21 protein-coding genes and 2 pseudogenes are annotated in these 18,988 nt (G+C 68.7%); 9 read left to right on the top strand and 14 right to left on the bottom strand.

The features are described 5' to 3' along the window. Positions 1 to 63 precede the first annotated feature (63 nt). From ASD25_RS08240 to ftsY, 3 genes are all read right to left on the bottom strand, one after another. Positions 64 to 687 carry a MarR family winged helix-turn-helix transcriptional regulator gene (locus tag ASD25_RS08240; RefSeq protein ID WP_056616127.1) on the bottom strand — a complete coding sequence of 208 codons (624 nt, stop codon included), beginning with the start codon at positions 685 to 687 and terminating at the stop codon, positions 64 to 66. 87 nt (positions 688 to 774) lie between these two features. Continuing rightward, positions 775 to 1,419: an inner membrane-spanning protein YciB gene (locus tag ASD25_RS08235; protein WP_056616124.1), complete on the bottom strand. Its 645-nt coding sequence runs from the start codon at positions 1,417 to 1,419 to the stop codon at positions 775 to 777. 1 nt (position 1,420) lies between these two features. Next, the gene (gene ftsY / locus ASD25_RS08230; protein WP_056616121.1) at positions 1,421 to 2,356 is read right to left on the bottom strand and encodes a signal recognition particle-docking protein FtsY; all 936 of its coding nucleotides are present in this window, start codon (positions 2,354 to 2,356) and stop codon (positions 1,421 to 1,423) included. Positions 2,357 to 2,566: 210 nt separating this feature from the next. Here ftsY and ASD25_RS08225 point away from each other — a divergent pair, with 210 nt between their 5' ends. Further along, the gene (locus ASD25_RS08225; protein ID WP_056616120.1) at positions 2,567 to 4,609 is read left to right on the top strand and encodes an NAD(+) synthase; all 2,043 of its coding nucleotides are present in this window, start codon (positions 2,567 to 2,569) and stop codon (positions 4,607 to 4,609) included. Between the two features lie 81 nt (positions 4,610 to 4,690). On the opposite strand, the gene ASD25_RS08220 is transcribed toward ASD25_RS08225, so the two are convergent. Further along, positions 4,691 to 5,566, bottom strand: a complete 876-nt coding sequence (locus ASD25_RS08220; protein ID WP_056616117.1) for an alpha/beta fold hydrolase — start codon at positions 5,564 to 5,566, stop codon at positions 4,691 to 4,693. 69 nt (positions 5,567 to 5,635) lie between these two features. Then, on the bottom strand, positions 5,636 to 6,148 hold the full coding sequence (locus ASD25_RS08215; RefSeq protein ID WP_056616114.1) for an HAD-IIIA family hydrolase: 513 nt from the start codon (positions 6,146 to 6,148) through the stop codon (positions 5,636 to 5,638). A 163-nt stretch (positions 6,149 to 6,311) separates the two neighbouring features. Between ASD25_RS08215 and ASD25_RS08210 the strand changes: the two genes are divergently transcribed. Both ASD25_RS08210 and ASD25_RS08205 read left to right on the top strand, forming a co-directional pair. Next, complete coding sequence (locus tag ASD25_RS08210) at positions 6,312 to 7,469, top strand: DegT/DnrJ/EryC1/StrS aminotransferase family protein (RefSeq protein WP_056616111.1); 1,158 nt, start codon at positions 6,312 to 6,314, stop codon at positions 7,467 to 7,469. A 9-nt stretch (positions 7,470 to 7,478) separates the two neighbouring features. Continuing rightward, positions 7,479 to 8,414: a Gfo/Idh/MocA family protein gene (locus ASD25_RS08205; RefSeq protein ID WP_056616108.1), complete on the top strand. Its 936-nt coding sequence runs from the start codon at positions 7,479 to 7,481 to the stop codon at positions 8,412 to 8,414. Positions 8,415 to 8,488: 74 nt separating this feature from the next. On the opposite strand, the gene ASD25_RS08200 is transcribed toward ASD25_RS08205, so the two are convergent. Both ASD25_RS08200 and ASD25_RS08195 read right to left on the bottom strand, forming a co-directional pair. Then, positions 8,489 to 8,974, bottom strand: a complete 486-nt coding sequence (locus ASD25_RS08200) for a MaoC family dehydratase (RefSeq protein ID WP_056616105.1) — start codon at positions 8,972 to 8,974, stop codon at positions 8,489 to 8,491. Positions 8,975 to 8,984: 10 nt separating this feature from the next. Then, positions 8,985 to 9,977 (bottom strand): threonine/serine dehydratase, encoded by a 993-nt coding sequence (locus ASD25_RS08195; RefSeq protein WP_056616103.1) that lies wholly within the window; start codon positions 9,975 to 9,977, stop codon positions 8,985 to 8,987. Between the two features lie 44 nt (positions 9,978 to 10,021). On the opposite strand from ASD25_RS08195, the gene glpK reads away from it, so the two are divergent. Next, entirely contained in the window at positions 10,022 to 11,527 is a 1,506-nt protein-coding gene (gene glpK, locus ASD25_RS08190) for a glycerol kinase GlpK (RefSeq protein WP_056616100.1), read from the top strand. Next, a complete protein-coding gene (locus tag ASD25_RS08185; RefSeq protein ID WP_056616097.1) occupies positions 11,524 to 12,600 on the top strand; it encodes a phosphotransferase family protein in 1,077 nt (358 codons plus the stop codon). The genes glpK and ASD25_RS08185 overlap by 4 nt, the downstream gene beginning before the upstream one ends. On the opposite strand, the gene ASD25_RS08180 is transcribed toward ASD25_RS08185, so the two are convergent. Genes ASD25_RS08180 through ccmC form a run of 5 tightly spaced genes read right to left on the bottom strand, consistent with a single transcriptional unit; the run spans position 12,597 to position 15,176 of the window. Next, positions 12,597 to 13,367, bottom strand: a complete 771-nt coding sequence (locus ASD25_RS08180) for a thioredoxin family protein (protein WP_235562665.1) — start codon at positions 13,365 to 13,367, stop codon at positions 12,597 to 12,599. The two genes, ASD25_RS08185 and ASD25_RS08180, sit on opposite strands and share 4 nt — an antisense overlap. Positions 13,368 to 13,421: 54 nt before the next feature. After that, positions 13,422 to 13,646, bottom strand: a complete 225-nt coding sequence (locus tag ASD25_RS08175) for a hypothetical protein (protein ID WP_056616094.1) — start codon at positions 13,644 to 13,646, stop codon at positions 13,422 to 13,424. A gap of 45 nt (positions 13,647 to 13,691) precedes the next feature. Next, positions 13,692 to 14,261, bottom strand: a complete 570-nt coding sequence (locus tag ASD25_RS08170) for a DsbE family thiol:disulfide interchange protein (RefSeq protein ID WP_056616092.1) — start codon at positions 14,259 to 14,261, stop codon at positions 13,692 to 13,694. Next, positions 14,258 to 14,455, bottom strand: coding sequence for a heme exporter protein CcmD (gene ccmD / locus ASD25_RS08165; protein ID WP_056616089.1), 198 nt, complete (start codon positions 14,453 to 14,455; stop codon positions 14,258 to 14,260). The genes ASD25_RS08170 and ccmD overlap by 4 nt, the downstream gene beginning before the upstream one ends. Position 14,456: 1 nt before the next feature. Continuing rightward, positions 14,457 to 15,176, bottom strand: coding sequence for a heme ABC transporter permease CcmC (gene ccmC, locus ASD25_RS08160; RefSeq protein ID WP_056616084.1), 720 nt, complete (start codon positions 15,174 to 15,176; stop codon positions 14,457 to 14,459). 92 nt (positions 15,177 to 15,268) lie between these two features. On the opposite strand from ccmC, the gene ASD25_RS08155 reads away from it, so the two are divergent. After that, positions 15,269 to 15,493 carry an alkylphosphonate utilization protein gene (locus ASD25_RS08155; protein WP_056616083.1) on the top strand — a complete coding sequence of 75 codons (225 nt, stop codon included), beginning with the start codon at positions 15,269 to 15,271 and terminating at the stop codon, positions 15,491 to 15,493. A gap of 152 nt (positions 15,494 to 15,645) precedes the next feature. On the opposite strand, the gene ccmB is transcribed toward ASD25_RS08155, so the two are convergent. Further along, positions 15,646 to 16,311 (bottom strand): heme exporter protein CcmB, encoded by a 666-nt coding sequence (gene ccmB / locus ASD25_RS08150; protein WP_056616078.1) that lies wholly within the window; start codon positions 16,309 to 16,311, stop codon positions 15,646 to 15,648. Continuing rightward, positions 16,308 to 16,907: a heme ABC exporter ATP-binding protein CcmA gene (gene ccmA / locus ASD25_RS08145; protein WP_056616075.1), complete on the bottom strand. Its 600-nt coding sequence runs from the start codon at positions 16,905 to 16,907 to the stop codon at positions 16,308 to 16,310. Before ccmA ends, ccmB begins: the two co-directional genes overlap by 4 nt. Before the next feature lie 312 nt (positions 16,908 to 17,219). On the opposite strand from ccmA, the gene ASD25_RS30280 reads away from it, so the two are divergent. From ASD25_RS30280 to ASD25_RS31805, 3 genes and pseudogenes are all read left to right on the top strand, one after another. Beyond that, complete coding sequence (locus ASD25_RS30280; protein ID WP_156389224.1) at positions 17,220 to 17,357, top strand: hypothetical protein; 138 nt, start codon at positions 17,220 to 17,222, stop codon at positions 17,355 to 17,357. A 425-nt stretch (positions 17,358 to 17,782) separates the two neighbouring features. Further along, a pseudogene (locus ASD25_RS31810) lies at positions 17,783 to 18,187 on the top strand (aconitase family protein); the annotation flags it as partial. A gap of 1 nt (position 18,188) precedes the next feature. After that, a pseudogene (locus ASD25_RS31805) lies at positions 18,189 to 18,988 on the top strand (aconitase family protein); the annotation flags it as partial.

Genomic DNA, 18,988 nt, shown 5'->3' with positions numbered 1-18,988 from the left:
CAAGCTGGACAGAACCGGGTCCCGGCTTTCGCCGGGATGAGCGGATAGAGAGAGACTGTATTCTCAGGCCGGTTCGACGAGCTTGAGCTTTGCGGGCTTCTTCGCCTTCGCCGGCTTTTCGGCCTTCGGCGCCTTCACGGGCTTGTCCGCCTTCTTCGCCAGCTTCTCGAGCTTCTTCGCCTCGCGGGCGGCCTTCTTGGCGGCGCGGGCCTCGGCCTTGGCCTTGGCGGGGGCGGCGTCGGCCTCTCCGGCCAGTTCGGCCAGAAGGTCGAGGAAGCCGTCGCGCTTGCCCTTGGGCAGCAGGGCCATGATCCGTTTGTCGGCGGCCTCGACGCGAGGGCGGGCGGCATCGAGGGCGGCCTGACCGGCGGCCGACAGGCGTACGGCCTTGGCGCGGGCGTCGATGATGGATTTTTCGCGGTCCAGCAGACCCTTGGTCGTCATGCGGGAGACGAGGTCGGCGAGGGTGGAGCGGTCGATGCCGGTGGCGCGGACCAGATCGGTCTGGGTCAGGCCGGCCTTGTGGCTGACGGCCTCGAGCACGGCGAACTGACGCTGGGTCAGGCCGTCGGCGCCCGCCTCTTCCGAATAGATATCGAGCGCCAGCTGAAGCACGCGGTGCATCAGATGGCTGGGCGATCCGCCCAGTCCTGCGCTGCGTTTCGCCTTGTTTCCGGACTTGACCATCGACCGTATCCCCTCGGTGTGAAGCTATAGCTAGCAGCCGCGTTTTACGGTTTGACGACGGACGATACGCCCGCGGGGAAACCCTGCCTACAGACCGGGGTCCGGAGAGACGGGCCCGGGTTCCTCGTCCTTGATCATGTGCTTGAGGATGTAGGGGATCTGCAGCAGGCCGAAGACGCAGGCGGCGACCCAGATGATGCCGCGGAAGGCGACCCAGGTGTCATCGCTCTGGGTCCGCCAGACGATCTCGTTGGCGACGGCGATGGTCGCGAAATACAGGCCGTAGCGCAGCGTCAGTCCGCGCCACGCCTGATCGGTGACCTTGATGGAGTCGCCCAGCAGATATTTGAACGGGTATTTGCCCAGCGGCAGGGAGCCCAGCAGGACGGCGGCCAGCAGGCCGTTCTGTATGCTGAGCTTGATCTTCAGCAGCGACGGATCGTGGAAGAACAGGGTCAGGCCGCCGAAGATCAGGGCGAAACCGCCGGCCAGCAGGGGCAGGGGGGCCAGACGCCGCTCCACCGCATAGCCGACGATCAGGGCGATGGCCGAGGCGCCCACCAGCACCCATGTCGCCTGAACCATGGCCTCGCGGCCGTCGAGGCCGCGGGCGCGCAGGAAGACATAGGCGCCGGCGAAGGCGACCAGGGCGCCGAAGTCGACGGCCTGACGGATCCATGCGCGGTTGTTCGCGGGTGCGGTCCGGGGCTGTTCTGGGGGCGTGTCGGTCATGTCAGTCCTCGAGCCCCACCAGAGATCGTGAAAAGGCTCGCGCGTCGAAGGGTTGCAGGTCGTCGATGCCCTCGCCGACGCCGATCAGCTTGATCGGGGCGTCGGAGGCCTGGGCCACGGGGACCAGAACGCCGCCGCGGGCCGTGCCGTCCAGCTTGGTCATCACAAGGCCGGAGACATAGGCGGTCCGGCCGAAGATCTGTTCCTGGGCCAGGGCGTTGCGGCCGACGGTTGCGTCGAGCACCAGAAGCGTTTCGTGCGGCGCCTCGGGATCGATCTTCTTCAGGACGCGCACGATCTTGAGCAGTTCGTCCATCAGGGCGGACTTGTTCTGCAGGCGTCCCGCCGTGTCGATCAGCACGACGTCGAAGCCTTCGGCCTTCGCCCGGGTGTAGGCGTCGAAGGCGAGGCCGGCGGGATCGGCGCCGTCGCGGCGGCTTTCAAAGGTGGCGCCGGCGCGTTCGGACCAGACCTTCAGCTGTTCGCGAGCAGCGGCGCGGAAGGTGTCGCAGGCGACGATCATGACCTTGGCGCCCTGTCCGGTCAGGTCGGCGGCGATCTTGCCGAGCGTCGTGGTCTTGCCGGAGCCGTTGACGCCGACGAACAGGGTGACGAAGGGGCGGGGGCCGCCCAGCGGCTCGTAGCGAGCCTCGTGGTTGACCAGTTCGGAGGCCACGGCCTCGGCGAGGGCCTCCTTGACCTCGCGCTCGTTTGCGCCCGCGCCGAAGCGCAGTTCGCGGAAGCGGGCGACGATGCGGTCGGTGGCGGCCGGGCCCAGATCGCTTTCCAGCAGATGCTCTTCCAGCCCGTCGAGGGCGGCTTCGCTGAGCGGTTCCTTGACGAAGGCGGAGACGACCTGCTCGGTCATCTGTTTCGAGGAACGGGAGAGGCCCTCGCTCAGCCGCGAGAGCCAACCCTTTTTCGGCGTATCGTTCATGGACCGGGCTTAGCTGGTTCGTTCGGCAAAATCACCAAAAGCGTGAAAGTCTCGCATTGATGGAAAAACCGCTCATCCCGGCGAAAGCCGGGACCCAGTTCTTTGGGTGAGACGTTTTGGCTTATATGAGCATAACTGGCGGTCCAAACCGCCGGCGTCATGCTGGACAGCACTGGGTCCCGGCGTTCGCCGGGATGAGCGGAAACATAGATGCCTGAACCCCACCCGTTCCATTCGTCCCGCACCCACGGCTTCGTCCGTGTCGCCGCCGCGACGCCGGTGGTGCATATCGCCGACCCGGCCGCCAATGCGGAGGAGCACGCCGCCCTGATCCGTCAGGCGGGTCAGCAGGGCGTGGACCTGATGGTTTTCCCCGAGCTGTCGCTGAGCGGCTACGCCATCGACGATCTGGTCATGCAGGGCGCGCTTCTGGATGAGGTCGAGCGGCGAATCGCGGACCTGGCCGAAGTGGCGGACGAGGCCGGGGTGATCGTGGTGATCGGCGCGCCCCTGCGCAGCGGCGACGCCCTGTACAACTGCGCCGTGGTGCTGGGGTCGGGGGCGGTGCTGGGCGTCGTGCCCAAGACCTATTTGCCCAACTATCGGGAATATTACGAGAAACGCTGGTTCGCCTCGGCCCCGAGCCGGTCCGAGGACACGATGGAATTGAACGGCGAGACGGTCGATTTCGCGCCGGGCCTGATCTTCGAGGCGGCCAACCGGCCGGGCTTCGTCTTCGCCGCCGAGATCTGCGAGGACTACTGGGCGCCGCTGCCGCCCTCGACGCGCGCGGCGCTGGCGGGCGCGCGCATCCTGCTGAACCTGTCGGCGTCCAACATCCTCATCGGCAAGGCCGACGAGCGGGCGATCCTGTGCGCCAGCCAGTCGATGCGGACCCAGTCGGCCTATGTGTTCGCCGCCTCGGGCTGGGGCGAAAGCACCACCGATCTGGCGTGGGACGGGCAGGCGACCATCCATGAGCTGGGCGCGCGGCTGGCGGAGGGCGAGCGGTTCTCGCTGGAAAGCCATCTGACCGTCGCCGACATCGATGTGGAGCGGATCGGTCTGGACCGGCTGCGCAACGGCACCTTCTCGGACTGCGCGCGGATCGAGGGCGAGCCGGCGACGGTGGTTCCGTTCGAGGCGTATGAGGGCGAGGCGCCGGGCGATCTGATCCGCCCGCTGGACCGCTTCCCCTTCGTGCCGGACGATCCGGCGCGGCTGGATCAGGACTGCTACGAGGCCTTCAACATCCAGGTGCAGGGGCTGATGCGCCGGATGAAGGCGACCAATGGCGAGCGGATCGTCATCGGCGTCTCGGGCGGGCTGGACTCGACGCAGGCGCTGCTGGTGGCGTGCCGAGCGTTCGACCGGCTCAAGCTGCCGCGCTCGAACATTCTCGGTTTCACCCTGCCGGGGTTCGCGACCTCGGAGGGGACGAAGTCGAACGCCCACGCCCTGATGAAGGCGTTGGGGGTCAGCGCGCACGAGATCGACATTCGCCGCACGGCCGAGAAGATGTTGGCCGATATCGGCCATCCGTTCTCGATGGGACAGCCGGTGCACGACATCACCTTCGAGAATGTGCAGGCCGGTCTGAGGACGGACTATCTGTTCCGCCTGGCCAATCAGCATGACGCCTTCGTGCTGGGCACGGGCGATCTGTCGGAACTGGCGCTGGGCTGGGCCACCTATGGCGTCGGCGACCATATGAGCCACTACAACGTCAACAGCGGAGTGGCGAAGACGCTGATGCGGCACCTGATCCGCTGGGTCGCCGACCGCGAGGTGGTCGGGGCCGACGTCGTGCCGGTGCTGCGCGGTATTCTGGGGACAGAGATTTCGCCGGAGCTGGTGCCGGCGCTGGACGGGAAGCTGCAGTCGACCGAGGGGACTGTGGGGCCCTATGCGCTGAACGACTTCTTCCTGTTTTACGTGACCCGCTTCGGCCTGAAGCCGTCAAAGGTGGCGTACCTTGCGCATCAGGCGTGGAAGGATGCGGCGACGGGCGAATGGCCGACCGCCATGCCGGAGGCTGAACGGGTCGCCTACGACCTGCCGGTCATCAAGGCGTGGCTGCGGAAATTCCTGGTCCGCTTCTTCCAGACCAGCCAGTTCAAGCGCTCGGCCCTGCCGAACGGACCGAAGGTGGTCACTGGCGGGTCGCTGTCGCCGCGGGGTGACTGGCGCGCGCCTTCGGACGGCACGGCGCGGGTCTGGCTGGACGAGCTGGACGCGAACGTTCCGGACTAGGGATCAGGCAACAGGCAGCAGGCAGCAGGGAAATCGGCGCAGTCTCCTGTTGCCTGCTGCCCGTTGCCTGCTGCCTCGTATTCACGGCAACTCGTTCAGGAACGGGAAGATCGCCGCCTTGATCTCGGGCTCGTCGAGCATGGGGGCGTGGCCGACGCCGGGGGCTTCGACATAGTCCATCTTCGGGGCGCGCTTGCGCATCTTCGCGGCGATGTCGGCGCTGAGCAGGTCCGAGGTTTCGCCGCGCACCAGCAGGACGGGCCGGCCCTTGGTCAGGCGGGTGAACATGGGCCAGAGATTGGGGACGAGGGCCTTGGCGCCCGCAGCGCGGATCGGCACGGCGATGTCCGGGTCGTAGTCCAGCACGGGCGCGCCTTCGGTGCCGATGCGGAAGACGCGGCGGGCGAAGGCGTCCCAGTCGGCGTCCGTATAGTGGGGGAAGGCGATGGCGTTGTGCTGCTTCACATAGGCGGTGGCCTCCGGCCAGCCGGGCGTGTCGACGGGCTGGCCGGAATAGGCGGCGATGCGCATCAGCCCCTCCTTCGCCACCTCGGGACCGATGTCGTTGAGGATGGCGCCGGCGATGACCTTCGAGCGGATGGCGGCCAGGGCCATGGTGATGAGCCCGCCCATGGAGGTGCCGAGGAAGACGGCGCGCTCGATGCCGCTCTGGTTCAGCAGGGCCAACACATCCTGAGCGTAGGTCGCGGGCTGGTAGGTCATGGGGTCAGGGGCGCGGTCCGAGCGGCCGCGGCCGCGGATGTCGACGGCCAGGACCCGGCGGCCGCTCTGGGCGATCAGGGGGGCGATGGCTTCGAAATCGGCGGAATTGCGCGTCAGGCCGTGGATGGCGATCACCGGCAGCTTCGCCGGGCCAGGTCCCGCCGCATAGTCGCGGGCGTAGAGGGTGAGGCCGTCGGCGCTGGTCCAGCGGCGGTCGGCGAAGGTCTGGGTCATGCAAGGCTCCGGGACGTCGAAGCGCAGCCTATTTCATCGGAGCGGGAAATCCCACATCGGGTCGTCGCCCTAGTGACCGAGCAGGTCCCGCACGAAGGCGTCGAGGTTTCCGCCCTCAAACCTGAAGCCCGGCACGCCGGCGCGGCGGGCGGCTTCCATGTCGGAGGGCTGGTCGCCGATCATGAAGCTCTTCGCCGGGTCGATATGATGGTCGGCGATGGCGCGGAGGATCATGCCGGGGTTGGGTTTCCGGTCCGGGTGGTCGGGATGGATGTACGCCTCGACCCGGCCCTCCGAATGGAAGGGGCAGGCATAGACGGCGCCGATGATCGCGCCCTTGCCGGCCAGCCGCCGCACGATCAGGACGTTGAAGGCCTTCATCTGCTCTTCGGTGAACAGGCCGCGCGCGACACCGGACTGGTTGGTGACGATGACGCACAAATAGCCGAGCTGGTTCAGCCGACGCACGGCTTCGGGCGCGCCGGGAACGAGGCGGAGATGCTCTTCCAGATGGGGGTAGCCGGTGTCCTCGATCAGGACGCCGTCGCGATCGAGAAACACGGCGGGGACGCCGGTGCTCATGGTCCGGTCGCATACGCCGCCCTACGCCCTCGTTGCAACCCGTCACGCGAAGTGACAGCGCGCGATTTGGCGTGGCCGCGACGGATTTGGTAGGAGGCGCGACCAAGGCGTCGCCCTCGCGGGCCGACGCGCCAGCGTTCGCGCGACCGGAGAACCGTCCGCCATGACCATTCCCTTCATCGATCTTCAGGCGCAGCGCCTTCGTCTGAACGGCAGGATCGAAGCCGCCGTGCAGGAGGCCGTGGTCGGCGGCGCCTGGGTCATGGGTCCGCAGGTGCGGCAGTTCGAGGCCGATCTGGCAGCCTTCGGCAAGGCGAAGCATGCGCTGGGCTGCGCCAATGGCACCGACGCCCTGGCCCTGCCGCTGATGGCGTGGGACGTCGGCAGCGGCGACGCGGTCTTCGTGCCCAGCTTCACCTTCGCGGCCACGGCCGAGATCGTGCCCTGGTTCGACGCCGAGCCGGTCTTCATCGATGTGGATGCGAGGACCTACAATATGGATCCCGGCCACCTCGAGGCGGCCATCGAGGCGACGCTCAAGGAAGGCCGGCTGAAGCCGCGCGTGGTCATCGCCGTCGACCTGTTCGGCCAGCCCGCCGACTATCCGGCGATCAAGGCCGTCTGCGACAAATTCGGTCTCAAGCTGATCTGCGACTCGGCCCAGGGCTTCGGCTGCACCATCGACGGTGATCACCCGCTGAAATGGGCGGACATCACCACCACCAGCTTCTTCCCGGCCAAGCCGCTGGGCTGCTACGGCGACGGCGGGGCGGTGCTGACCAATGACGACGATCTGGCCCAGCTGATCGACTCCATCCGCGTGCACGGCAAGGCGGTGGCGCGGGATCTGGAGGGCAAGACCTTCGATCACGATCCCAAATATCTGAACATGCGCATCGGCCTGAACAGCCGTCTGGACACCATCCAGGCCGCTGTCCTGATCGAGAAGCTGAAGGTCTTCGGCGAGGAGATCGAATGGCGCAACCGGATCGCGGCCCGCTACAACGAGGGCCTGCGCGCCCACGTCGCCGCCGTGCCGGACGTGCCTGCGGGCAATGTCTCCAACTGGGCCCAGTACACCATCGAGCACGGCGACCGGGACGGTCTGGCGGCGCATCTGAAGGAACAGGGGGTGCCGACGGCTGTCTACTATCCGATCCCGCTGCACCTGCAGCCGGCCTACGACATGTACCCGCGCGGGCCGCAGGGCCTGCCGGTCACCGAGCGGCTGATGCAGCGGGTGATCAGCCTGCCGATGCATGCGGACCTCGACGAGGCGACGCAGGACAGGATCATCGCGGCGGTCGCCAGCTTCCGCTAAGGTTTCCTCATGACCCAGCACCTTCCCCCTCTCAAGGTCGGCGTCGCCGGCGTCGGCGTTATGGGGCGCAACCACGCCCGCGTGCTGTCAGACATTCGCGACTTCGACCTGACGGCCGTCTTCGATCCGGACGCGGCGACGGCCGACGGCGTTGCCGGCCTGTACGATGCGACGGCCTTCACCAGCGCTGCGGACTTCGTCGCCGCCGGTCTGGACGCCGCCGTGGTCGCCACCCCTAACCGGCACCACGCCGAACTGGGCGTCGCTCTGCTGGAGAAGGGCGTCCACGTGCTGGTGGAGAAGCCGATCGCGGCCACCGTCGCCGACGCCCAGCGGATGATCGATGCGGCGAAGGCCAATGGCCGGGTGCTGATGGTCGGCCAGGTCGAGCGGTTCAATCCGGCGGTGGATGCGGTCAAGCGCGCCATCGACGGCGAGGACGTCATCTCGATCCAGATCACGCGGGTCGGCCCCTTCCCGCCGCGCATGGGCGAGGTGGGCGTGGTCATCGATCTGGCGGTGCACGACATCGACATCATCCGCCATCTGACGGATTCCGAGATCGTCGAGGTGCAGCCGCAGCTGGCCCGCACCAAGGCCGAGCGCGAGGATACGGCCCTGCTGCAGTTCCGGCTGGCCAACGGGACCATCGCCCACATCACCACCAACTGGGTCACGCCGTACAAGGTGCGGACGCTGCAGGTCGCCACCATGGGCAAGTTCGTGGTCGCCGACCTGATCACCCGTCAGGTCACGGAGTATTTCGGCCAGCAGCCGGACGGGTCGTACCAGACCCGGGCCGTGAACAGCTGGCCCGCCGAGCCGCTGAAGAAGGAGCTGGAAGCCTTCGCCCACGCGATCCGCACCGGTGAGCGACCGGCGGTCACGGGCGAGGACGGGCTGCGGAATCTGGAAGTGGCGCTGAGGTGTCTGGGCGAGGGGTAGGGAATTCTCTTCGATCCGCTCATCCCGGCTTTCGCCGGGATGAGCGGATTATTTTGCTTACACCTCGGTTGTATTCAACCCTGACCCACCACCTGCATGCCCAGCCATTCCGCGATCAGGGCCGGTTTGTCCGCGCCCTCGATCTCGACCGTGACCTCGTGTTTCAGCAGCCAGCGGCCGCCGCCCTTGTCTTCGGCCGAGAGCAGCTTGAACCGTCCACGGACGTTCGAGCCAGCCGGCACCGGGGCGAGGAAGCGCAGTTTGTCGAAGCCATAGTTGACGCCCATCACCACGCCTTCCAGCGGCGGCACGGCGTCATAGGTCATGGCTGACAGCAGGCTGAGGGTCAGGAAGCCGTGGGCGATGGTTCCGCCGAAGGGCGTCTGCGCCGCCGCGACCGGGTCGATGTGGATGAACTGGCGGTCTTCGGTGATGTCGGCGAAGGCGTCGATTCGGGCCTGATCGACGGTGATCCAGCGGCTGACGCCGATCTCCTGTCCGATCAGGCCGGGCAGGTCGGCGACAGGCGTGGGCGTACCTTTGCGTTCGATGCGGCTCATGGGGGTCTCCTCAGGCGATCGGGGTGAACCGGTCTTCGATGATGGCGGCGAACAGGGCCGGGTCGACATTGCCGCCCGACAGGATCAGGGCGGTGGCGCGGCCCTGGGTCTCGATCTTGCCGGCCAGAACGGCGGCCAGCGAAACCGCGCCGCCCGGTTCGACGACCAGCTTCAGCACGCGGAAGGCGTAGCGGACGGCCTCGGCCACCTCGGCGTCCGAGACGGTCTCGACGCGGTCGACGCGGCGGTTGATCGGGAAGGTGAGCTCGCCCGGCCGGTCGGTCATCAGGGCGTCGCAGATGGTGCCAGGGGCCGGAGCGTGGGTCTGCCGCTGGCCCGAGGCGATCGACAGCTGCATGTCGTTGTAGTGCCGCGGCTCGACGGCGATCACCGGCGCGTGCGGGGCCTGGGCCGCCATGGCCAGATTGATGCCGGCGATCAGCCCGCCGCCAGACGCGCCGCAGACCAACTGGTCCAGCGGGGCGACGCCGAGCGCCTTGGCCTGGTCGATGATCTCCAGCCCGACAGTGCCCTGACCCTCGATGACGAAGGGGTCGTCGAACGGGCGGACCAGGACCGAGCCGCGGGATTCGGCGATCTCCTCGCCGATGGCCTCGCGGCTTTCGGTGTAGCGGTCGTACATCCGCACCTCGCCGCCGAAGGCGATGACGCCGTCGACCTTCACCCGGGGGCTGTCGGCCGGCATGACGATGATGGCGGTCGTTCCGACCATCCGCGCCGCCGCGGCCACGGCCTGGGCGTGGTTGCCGGAGGAATAGGCCACGACGCCGCGCGATTTTTCCGCCTCGGTCAGGCGGCTGATGCGGTTGTAGGCGCCGCGGAATTTGAAGGCGCCGGCGACCTGCAGGGTCTCGGCCTTCATCAGCACGCGGCCGCCGACGCGCTCGTTCAGCGCCGGGCTCTCGATCAGGGGGGTGCGTACGGCGTGGCCGGCGATCTGGCGGGCGGCGTCCTGAACGCCGGAGAAGGAGGCGGTGTGCATGCGGGCACTTAACCGCATCACCGGTTGCTGCGTAAGGTGCGGGCATGAAGTCTCTCATCCTCGCCATCGACCAGGGCACGACCTCGACCCGCGCCATCGCTTTCGAGACCGCGCCCGAGGGCGGCCTGCGCCCGGTCGCCGTCAGCCAGATCGAGCTCCAGCAGCATTTCCCGCAGTCTGGCTGGGTCGAGCACGATGCGGCCGAAATCTGGAGCGCGACGCTGCAGACCTGCCGCGAGGTCATCCGCAAGGCGGGCGGCGTCTGGCGGTTCGCGGCCATCGGCATCACCAACCAGCGCGAGACTTCGGTGCTGTGGGATGCGGCGACGGGCGAGCCGCTGCACCGCGCCATCGTCTGGCAGGACCGGCGCACGGCCGCCGCGACGGGGAAACTGGCCGCCGCCGGACATGAGCCGATGCTGCAGGCGGCGACGGGGCTGATCCTCGATCCCTATTTTTCGGCCTCGAAATTCGCGTGGTTGCTGGATGCGGTTCCGGGGGCGCGGGACCGGGCGGAAGCGGGAGAGGTCAAGGTCGGGACGATCGAGACCTGGCTGATCTGGAAGCTGACCGGCGGAGCCAGCCACGTCACCGACGCCACCAACGCCAGCCGCACCTCGCTGATGGATCTTGAGACGCGGGCGTGGCGCAGCGATCTGGCGGCGCTGTTCAATGTGCCGATGGCGGTGCTGCCCGACATCCGGGGGTGCGCCGACCATCTGGGCGACTGCGAGCCGTCGCTGCTGGGCGCGGCCCTGCCGATCCACGGCGCGGCGGGCGACCAGCAGGCGGCGCTGGTCGGACACGGGGCGCTGAAGGCGGGAGACGCCAAGATCACCTATGGCACAGGCGCGTTTCTGGTCGCCAACGTCGGGGCTGCGCCGGTCGGTTCGACCAGCCGGCTGCTGGGGACGCTGGGCTATGCCGCCAACGGGCAGGTCGCCTATGCGCTGGAGGGGTCCATCTTCTCGGCCGGGTCGGCGATCCAGTGGCTGCGCGACGGCTTGAAGGTGATCAGCGAGTCGCGCCAGTCGGAGGCGATGGCGCAGGGGCTGAAGGACAACGGCGGGGTCTATCTGGTGCCCGGCTTCACCGGACTGGGCGCGCCCTGGTGGGAGCCGGAGGCGCGGGGGACGATCACCGGCCTGACGCGCGACAGCGGGCCGGCGCATGTGGTGCGGGCGGGGCTGGAGAGCCTGGCCTACCAGACGCGCGACCTGCTGGACGCACTGGCGAAGGACGGGGCGCCGACGCTGAAGGTGCTGAAGGTCGACGGCGGGGTGACGGCCAACGCCTTCGCCATGCAGTTCGTGGCCGATATCTGCGAGGTGGTGGTCGAGCGGCCGGCGTTTCAGGAAATGACGGCGCTGGGGGCGGCCAAGCTGGCGGCGCTGGGGGTCGGCCTGATCGGCGATCTGGAGGACCATCCGGTCGAGGCGCCGGTGCGCTGGGAGCCGCGCATGGAGGCGGGCGAGCGCGAGCGACTGCTGAAGGGCTGGCGCGGCGCCGTGCGGGCGGCCATCATCGCCGCGAACCCGGACGAAGCATGACCCAGACAGACCTTTCCGATGCACAGGCGGCCTTCGCGGGCACGCGCGAGGTCGATCCCCGCTATGCGCTGGACGAGGCGGCGCTGGACCGCTGGCTGACAGCCAACGTCGAGGGCTTTGCGGGGCCGCTGACCGTGCGGCAGTTCAAGGGCGGGCAGTCGAACCCGACCTATGAGCTGGCGACGCCGGGGCGGACCTATGTGCTGCGCCGCAAGCCGCCGGGGACGCTGCTGGCCAGCGCTCACGCGGTGGACCGGGAGTTCACGGTGATCTCGGCCCTGCACGCGCAGGGATATCCGGTCGCGCGGCCGTATGCTCTGTGTACGGACGATGCCGTCATCGGCTCGATGTTCTACGTCATGGACAAGGTCGAGGGTCGGGTGCTGTGGGACCTGAAGCTGCCCGGAATGGAGCCGGGGCAGAGGCGCGCCATCTATGATGCGCAGGTCGATACGCTGGCGGCGCTGCACGCCTTCGATCCCGCGGCCATCGGGCTGGGGGACTATGGCCGGCCGGGCAACTATTTCGAGCGGCAGGTCGGGCGGTGGACGAAACAGTACCGGGCGTCCGAGATCGATCCGATCCCGGCCATGGACCGGCTGATCGAATTCCTGCCGGCCACCCTGCCGCCGGAAGGGCCGACGCGGATCGTGCATGGCGACTTCCGGCTCGACAATCTGATCCTGGCGCCGGACGCGCCGCAGGTGCGGGCGGTGCTGGACTGGGAGCTGTCGACGCTGGGCGATCCGATGGCGGACTTTTCCTATCTGCTGATCGCCTGGGTGATTCCGGCGACGGCGCGGAATGGTCTGGCGGGCGCGGATATCGAGGCGCTGGGCATTCCGTCGGTCGAGCAGACGGTCGAGCGGTATGCGCGGCTGACGGGCGCGGCGCCGCAGAACCTGGACTGGCTGTTCGCCTATAATCTGTTCCGGCTGGCGGCCATCTGTCAGGGCATCGCCGGGCGAGTGCGCGACGGCACCGCCGCCAGCGAGCACGCGCGGACGATGGCGGCGCAGGTGCCGATGCTGGCCGCGGGAGCGATGGGCTTCGCGAAGAAGGCGGGCGCCTAGCGGGGCGGCAGGACGGCGCCGTTGAGGATGCGGCGGTCGGCCTTGCTCTGGATCAGGATGGCGACGGCCAGATCCGGGTCCCGGGTCGCGGGCAGGGCGTAGAGCCGCGGCTGGCCGGTCCAGTCGCCGAGGGTCCGCACCGAACGCACGACATTGGTGTGGCGCACGCTGCGGCCGCGGTTGTCGCCGCGTTCGATCTCGACCGTCTGCGGTCCGGGCGTATAGGTGACCGCCACCACCTCGGCGCCGCCCGCAGGGGCAGGGCCCGAGCCGACGCCGACGCGGTCGCCGCTTTCGCGGAACTCGATCTCGGGGGGGAAGATGCGGCGGGCCGCCTCTTCGTCGATGGCGGATTGCAGGGCCGCGCCGCCGGCGCCGACGACCTGACGGCGGCCGTCGATCACGACCTGGGGCGTCGAGACGTCGCGCAGGCGCAGGGAGCGGCGATAGGCGCGCTGGCGCTGGGCGAACTCGGGGCGGGCGAAGGTGTCCTGCCAGCCCAGATAGTCCCAGTAGTCGACGGCGTAGGTCAGGGCGATCACACCGGGCTCGTCGGCCACAGCCTCGACGCGGGCGTTGGCCTCGGGGCAGCCGGCGCAGCCCTGGGCGGTAAACAGTTCGACGACGACGGGCTCGGGCGGCGGGGCGTCGCGGTGGGCGACGCGTCGGGCCGCCGGCTGGGCTCCGGCCCCCGCCGCCAGCAACGCGGCCGCGCAGGCCGCCGCAGGAATGATCCAACCCCTCACCATGGCGGGGAGGTTAATCACGGCGGGCGAAAACGCGCCGCTCATTTTCGCGTGAAGGCCGAACGGTTCGGGGCGTCAGACGCGGATATCGAGCAGGGCGCCCGGACGGGTCGGTCGCTCCTCGAAGGCGGCGGCGGTCGGTTGCGGCGCCGCTGTGCGCATGCTCGGCTCGGCGGCGGGACCCGCAGCCTTCTCCAGCGCGGCCTTGAAGAAGTCCGAGCGCGAGGCGCGGACGGGCGAGGCGCCGGCGGGGTGGGCCGGGAACAGGGCGGAGGGCAGGTCGGGTCGAATCGCGCTCATGCCGACAGGGTTAATCAAAACCGTCGGAAATGGGTTAACGCGGCCCTACTCGCGGGATGTCGCCGTCGGCAGGGGGCGAGGCGGGGCCTGGATGGCGGTGACCATCCGCTCGATCTCGGCGTCGTCGACCAGCGGGCCGGAGGACTTGGCCACGACCTGGCCCATGGCGTTGACGGCGAAGGTCTCGGGCGCGCCGGTGATGCCCAGATCCAGCCCGGCCCGGCCCTCGCGGTCCACCAGCACCATGGAATAGGGATCGCCCAGCTCGTCGAGGAAGGCGCGGGTGTCGGCCGGGTCGTCCTTCCAGGCGACGCCGACGACGGCGACGCCGCGGGCCTTGAGCGCCATCAGCTTCGGATGTTCGACGCGGCAGGGCAGGCACCAGCTGGCGAAGACATTGACAAGCATCGGCTTGCCGACGCCGGCGGTCTTGAGGTCGACGTGGCCGGGACCGGGGATGACGCCGTTCAGGATCGGCAGGACGGTCTCGGGGACCGACTGGCCGACGAGGGCGTCGGGCTTGACCGCCGGATCGCGCTTCAGCGACCAGCCGATGAACAGGGCGGCGAGGGCGGCGAGGATCACCAGAGGGATGACCGAGAACCAACGGCTCATTTTGGTTGCGCTATCGGACTTTGCCCTACTCGAGCGCGGCTGTTCGCCGCGTCCTTGTCGAGCTGTTTGAGTTCCGAGTGCCAGCGCCGCGCAGCGACCACGGCGCGGACGGCCAGGGCGGTCAGGACCACGGCGCTGATTCCCCAGGCGGGCCAGACGAAGGCGGCGTAGGCGCCCATGTCGAGGTCGATCATCTCAGGCCTCCTGTGCGCGGCGGGCGCGAAGGGTCATGACCCTGCGGCGGACGATCTCGGTGCGGATCGAGGTGATCCAGACGGCGAGGAAGAAGACGCCATAGGCCGCCATCATGGTCAGCAGGGGGGCGAGGAAGACGGCGGGCATGGAGGGTCCGTCGGCGCGGATCAGGGAGGCGGGCTGGTGCAGGGTGTTCCACCAGTCGACCGAAAATTTGACGATCGGCAGATTGACCAGACCGACCAGCCCCAGCACGGCCGCGGCGCGGGCGGACTTCGCCTCATCGTCGATCGAGGCGCGCAGGGCCATGTAGCCGAGGTAGAAGAGGAACAGGACAAGCACCGACATCAGCCGTGCATCGCCCCACGCCCACCAAGCGCCCCACATCGGCTTGCCCCACAGGCTGCCGGTGACCAGGGCCAGAAGGGTGTAGGCCGCGCCGGGCAGGGCAGCGGCGCGGGCGGCGGCGTCGGCCAGCGGATGGCGGAACACCAGGGCGAAGAAGCTGGAGACGCCCAGCGCCGCATAGATCATCAGCCCGACAGAGGCGGCGGGCACATGGACGAACATGATCCGCGCGGTGTCGCCCTGCTGGTAGTCTTCCGGCGCGGTGAAGGAGAGCCAGGTTCCGACGATCAGCAGCAAGCCGGCCAACGCCCACAGCGCGGGCGTCAGCGGCCGGGTGAAGCGCAGGAAACGGTCAGGGTTGGCGAGGAACATCGCGGGCTTCTTAGTGGGCTATCGCGCTTCGCGCTACTTGAGCCCGTCGTCTTGTCGTGTGCTAGAGCGTCGCGTCTGGAAAGAGGCCCGCCATGACCGACGATGTGACCAAGGATTCCAACGGCAACGTCCTGGCCGACGGCGACAGCGTGACCCTGATCAAGGACCTGAAGGTCAAGGGCTCGGGCGGGGTGACGCTGAAGCGCGGCACGATGGTGAAGAACATCCGGCTGACCGGCGACACCGATGAGATCGAGGCCAATGTCGAGAAGGTGCGCGGGCTCGTGCTGCGGACCGAGTTTGTGAAGAAGGCCTGAGGGTCTCTCCCGTGCATCCCGGCGGAAGCCGGGACCCAGTCCTGTCCAGCGTGACGCCGGCGTTTCAGGATTGAGTGCGGCGGGTCACTGGAACGGCTGCATCACCCAAAGAACTGGGTCCCGGCTTTCGCCGGGATGAGCGGAGTGTGGGTCTAGCCCTGCGCATTCCGGATCGCCGCTGCGCCCGCGAAGGGCGTGACCACGGCGGCGAACAGGACATAGGCCGTGAGGAAGGCGAGGGCCGGCAGGGGGGTCAGGCCGTTCGCGGCCCGCTCCAGCGCGCCCGCGCCGAAGACCACAGGCGGGATGAACAACGGCAGGACCACGACCGCGATCAGCAGTCCGCCGCGTCTCGCGCCGAGGGCGAGGGCCGCGCCCAGGGCGCCGGTCAGGGCGAAGCCGAGGGCGCCGACCAGGGCCGAGAGGGCGACCAGCGGGACCAGCGCCGGGGGCAGGCCGAGGGTGATGGCGGCGACGGGCGCGGTGAGGGCCAGAGGCGCGCCGACGGCCAGCCACTGGGCCTTGGCCTTGGTCAGGACGACGAGCTCCAGCGGGACGGGGCCGAGGGTGATGAGATCGAGGGCGCCGTCCTCGAGGTCGCGTTCGAACAGGCGTTCGAGGGACAGGATCGACGACAGGGCGAGCGCCAGCCAGGCGATGCCGCCCGCGACGGGCTTCAGCCCCGCCGGATCGCCGCCGGCGGCCAGAGGGACCAGCACGGTCAGGCACAGGAAGAAGCCGCAGGCCAGCAGGGGGCCGCCGCCGCCGGCCCATGCGAGGGCGACCTCGCGCCGCCACAGGATCATCAGCGCCCTCATCGCCCGGCTCCGATGTCGAGCGAGCGGGCGGGCAGTGGCAGGGGGTCGTGGACGGCGGCGATCAGGCCGCCGCCCTTGTCCAGATGGGCCTGCATCAACAGGCCGAGGGCGGCGCGCCAGCGGGCGTCCAGCGGGGCGAAGGGTTCGTCCAGCAACCAGATCGGGCGGGGCGAGGCGATCAGCCGGGCGAAGGCGAGGCGGCGGCGCTGGCCCGCCGACAGCTTGCGCACCTCGAGATCCAGCAGGGGCTCGAGCGCCAGCACGTCGACGGCGGCGGCGATCCCGTCGGCGGTCGCGCCCGACCAATGCGCCTGAAAGGCCAGTTCCTCGCGGGCGCGGCGGCCGGTCTTGAGGCCGTCGAGATGGCCGAGCCAGTGGATGTGGTTCGCTCGCGCCTCGGCGAGGTCGAGGTCGGCGAAGGCGATCGTCCCGGCGTCGGGGCGGATGAAACCGGCGAGCGTCCGGAGCAGGCTGGTCTTGCCCGCGCCATTGGCGCCGGTCAGGGCCAGGGCCTCGCCGGAGGCCAGCGACAGCGACAGGTCGCTGAACAGGATGCGGTCGCCGCGGGAGACGGTGAGGGAGGCGGCGGAAATCATGGCGTCTCCCTCCCCCTTGTGGGGAGGGATGTCGGCGCGTAGCGGCGACAGGGTGGGGTGCAGCTGAAGTCCCCCACCCGGTCGCTGCGCGACCACCCTCCCCATGAAGGGGAGGGAGAGCCGTTTCTGCGAACGTTTCTCAATGCCCCTACGCTCGACGCGGGTACATGGACGGCGGGTGGAACCCTCGCTATATCCGGCCTCGCCGCAGCAGGCGATCGTCGCGCGCGTCGGGGACCTGTGCGCCCCGCCGCAAGCCGCGCGTTCGTGCAACCGGATTGTCGGGCGGCGTTGACCAGAGGAAGCCTCTCCATGCCGTCGAACGACAGCCTCAAGACCCGTCAGGACCTTTCCGTCGGGCGCAAGAAGTACGCCTATTACAGCCTTCCCGCCGCCGAGGAAGCCGGTCTGGCCGGGATTTCCCGTCTGCCGCGCTCGATGAAGGTATGATCAGATCTTTCTGATTACGAAGCNCGCGCGCGTCGGGGACCTGTGCGCCCCGCCGCAAGCCGCGCGTTCGTGCAACCGGATTGTCGGGCGGCGTTGACCAGAGGAAGCCTCTCCATGCCGTCGAACGACAGCCTCAAGACCCGTCAGGACCTTTCCGTCGGGCGCAAGAAATACGCCTATTACAGCCTTCCCGCCGCCGAGGAAGCCGGTCTGGCCGGGATTTCCCGTCTGCCGCGCTCGATGAAGGTGCTGCTGGAGAACCTGCTGCGCAACGAGGACGGGGTTTCCGTCACCGAAGCCGACCTGAAAGCCGAGCACCAGTTTCGCTACCCGTTCGGGCGCGTCGTGCGGAAAGACCTGATGGATGGCGGTCAAGGGCCAGAAGTCCCGTTCGGGCGTCGCCATCGGCGGCTTCGAAGGCGGCNGTACGCCTATTACAGCCTTCCCGCCGCCGAGGAAGCCGGTCTGGCCGGGATTTCCCGTCTGCCGCGCTCGATGAAGGTGCTGCTGGAGAACCTGCTGCGCAACGAGGACGGGGTTTCCGTCACCGAAGCCGACCTGAAAGCCGTCGCCGCCTGGACCGAGAACAAGGGCTCGGTCGAGCACGAGATCGCCTTCCGGCCGGCCCGCGTGCTGATGCAGGACTTCACCGGCGTGCCCGCCGTGGTCGATCTGGCCGCCATGCGCGATGCGATGTCGGCGCTCGGCGCCGACGCGACGAAGATCAATCCGCTGAACCCGGTCGATCTGGTCATCGACCACTCGGTCATGGTCGACCATTTCGGCACGCCCGGCGCCTTCAACCAGAACGTCGAGCGCGAATATGAGCGNCTGAACCCGGTCGATCTGGTCATCGACCACTCGGTCATGGTCGACCATTTCGGCACGCCCGGCGCCTTCAACCAGAACGTCGAGCGCGAATATGAGCGCAACATCGAGCGCTACAAATTCCTGCGCTGGGGTTCGTCGGCGTTCAACAATTTCCGCGTCGTGCCTCCCGGCACCGGCATCTGCCACCAGGTGAACCTCGAGAACCTCGCCCAGACCGTCTGGACGCTGGAAGAGGGCAAGAAGACCGTCGCCTATCCCGACACCGTCGTGGGCACCGACAGCCACACCACCATGATCAACGGTCTGGCCGTTCTGGGCTGGGGCGTGGGCGGCATCGAGGCCGAGGCGGCCATGCTGGGCCAGCCGATCCCGATGCTGATCCCGGAAGTCATCGGCTTCAAACTGACCGGCGCCATGTCGGAAGGCACGACGGCGACCGATCTGGTGCTGACCGTCACCCAGATGCTGCGCAAGAAGGGCGTGGTCGGAAAGTTCGTCGAATTCTTCGGCCCCGGCGTGACCAGCCTGACCATCGAGGATCAGGCCACCATCGCCAACATGGCCCCGGAATACGGCGCCACCTGCGGCTTCTTCCCGGTGTCGCGCGCGACCATCGACTATCTGACCGCCACGGGCCGCGACAAGGCGCGCGTCGCGCTCGTGGAAGCCTACGCCAAGGCCCAGGGCCTGTGGATCGACGAGACCTCGGAAGACCCGATCTTCACGGACGTGCTGGAACTGGACATGGGCACGGTCGTGCCGTCGCTGGCCGGTCCCAAGCGTCCGCAGGACAAGGTCGA

Source organism: Brevundimonas sp. Root1423, assembly GCF_001426805.1.
The sequence above is the reverse complement of the archived record's forward strand: the minus strand, read 5'-3'. Positions and strand labels throughout refer to the sequence as shown.

What these genes read in the sequence shown, in the direction of transcription:
- ASD25_RS08240 (WP_056616127.1), bottom strand. Translation starts at nt 687, where the DNA reads ATGGTCAAGTCCGGAAACAAGGCGAAACGCAGCGCAGGACTGGGCGGA.
- ASD25_RS08235 (WP_056616124.1), bottom strand. Translation starts at nt 1,419, where the DNA reads ATGACCGACACGCCCCCAGAACAGCCCCGGACCGCACCCGCGAACAAC.
- ftsY (WP_056616121.1), bottom strand. Translation starts at nt 2,356, where the DNA reads ATGAACGATACGCCGAAAAAGGGTTGGCTCTCGCGGCTGAGCGAGGGC.
- ASD25_RS08225 (WP_056616120.1), top strand. Translation starts at nt 2,567, where the DNA reads ATGCCTGAACCCCACCCGTTCCATTCGTCCCGCACCCACGGCTTCGTC.
- ASD25_RS08220 (WP_056616117.1), bottom strand. Translation starts at nt 5,566, where the DNA reads ATGACCCAGACCTTCGCCGACCGCCGCTGGACCAGCGCCGACGGCCTC.
- ASD25_RS08215 (WP_056616114.1), bottom strand. Translation starts at nt 6,148, where the DNA reads ATGAGCACCGGCGTCCCCGCCGTGTTTCTCGATCGCGACGGCGTCCTG.
- ASD25_RS08210 (WP_056616111.1), top strand. Translation starts at nt 6,312, where the DNA reads ATGACCATTCCCTTCATCGATCTTCAGGCGCAGCGCCTTCGTCTGAAC.
- ASD25_RS08205 (WP_056616108.1), top strand. Translation starts at nt 7,479, where the DNA reads ATGACCCAGCACCTTCCCCCTCTCAAGGTCGGCGTCGCCGGCGTCGGC.
- ASD25_RS08200 (WP_056616105.1), bottom strand. Translation starts at nt 8,974, where the DNA reads ATGAGCCGCATCGAACGCAAAGGTACGCCCACGCCTGTCGCCGACCTG.
- ASD25_RS08195 (WP_056616103.1), bottom strand. Translation starts at nt 9,977, where the DNA reads ATGCACACCGCCTCCTTCTCCGGCGTTCAGGACGCCGCCCGCCAGATC.
- glpK (WP_056616100.1), top strand. Translation starts at nt 10,022, where the DNA reads ATGAAGTCTCTCATCCTCGCCATCGACCAGGGCACGACCTCGACCCGC.
- ASD25_RS08185 (WP_056616097.1), top strand. Translation starts at nt 11,524, where the DNA reads ATGACCCAGACAGACCTTTCCGATGCACAGGCGGCCTTCGCGGGCACG.
- ASD25_RS08175 (WP_056616094.1), bottom strand. Translation starts at nt 13,646, where the DNA reads ATGAGCGCGATTCGACCCGACCTGCCCTCCGCCCTGTTCCCGGCCCAC.
- ASD25_RS08170 (WP_056616092.1), bottom strand. Translation starts at nt 14,261, where the DNA reads ATGAGCCGTTGGTTCTCGGTCATCCCTCTGGTGATCCTCGCCGCCCTC.
- ccmD (WP_056616089.1), bottom strand. Translation starts at nt 14,455, where the DNA reads ATGATCGACCTCGACATGGGCGCCTACGCCGCCTTCGTCTGGCCCGCC.
- ccmC (WP_056616084.1), bottom strand. Translation starts at nt 15,176, where the DNA reads ATGTTCCTCGCCAACCCTGACCGTTTCCTGCGCTTCACCCGGCCGCTG.
- ASD25_RS08155 (WP_056616083.1), top strand. Translation starts at nt 15,269, where the DNA reads ATGACCGACGATGTGACCAAGGATTCCAACGGCAACGTCCTGGCCGAC.
- ccmB (WP_056616078.1), bottom strand. Translation starts at nt 16,311, where the DNA reads ATGAGGGCGCTGATGATCCTGTGGCGGCGCGAGGTCGCCCTCGCATGG.
- ccmA (WP_056616075.1), bottom strand. Translation starts at nt 16,907, where the DNA reads ATGATTTCCGCCGCCTCCCTCACCGTCTCCCGCGGCGACCGCATCCTG.
- ASD25_RS30280 (WP_156389224.1), top strand. Translation starts at nt 17,220, where the DNA reads ATGCCGTCGAACGACAGCCTCAAGACCCGTCAGGACCTTTCCGTCGGG.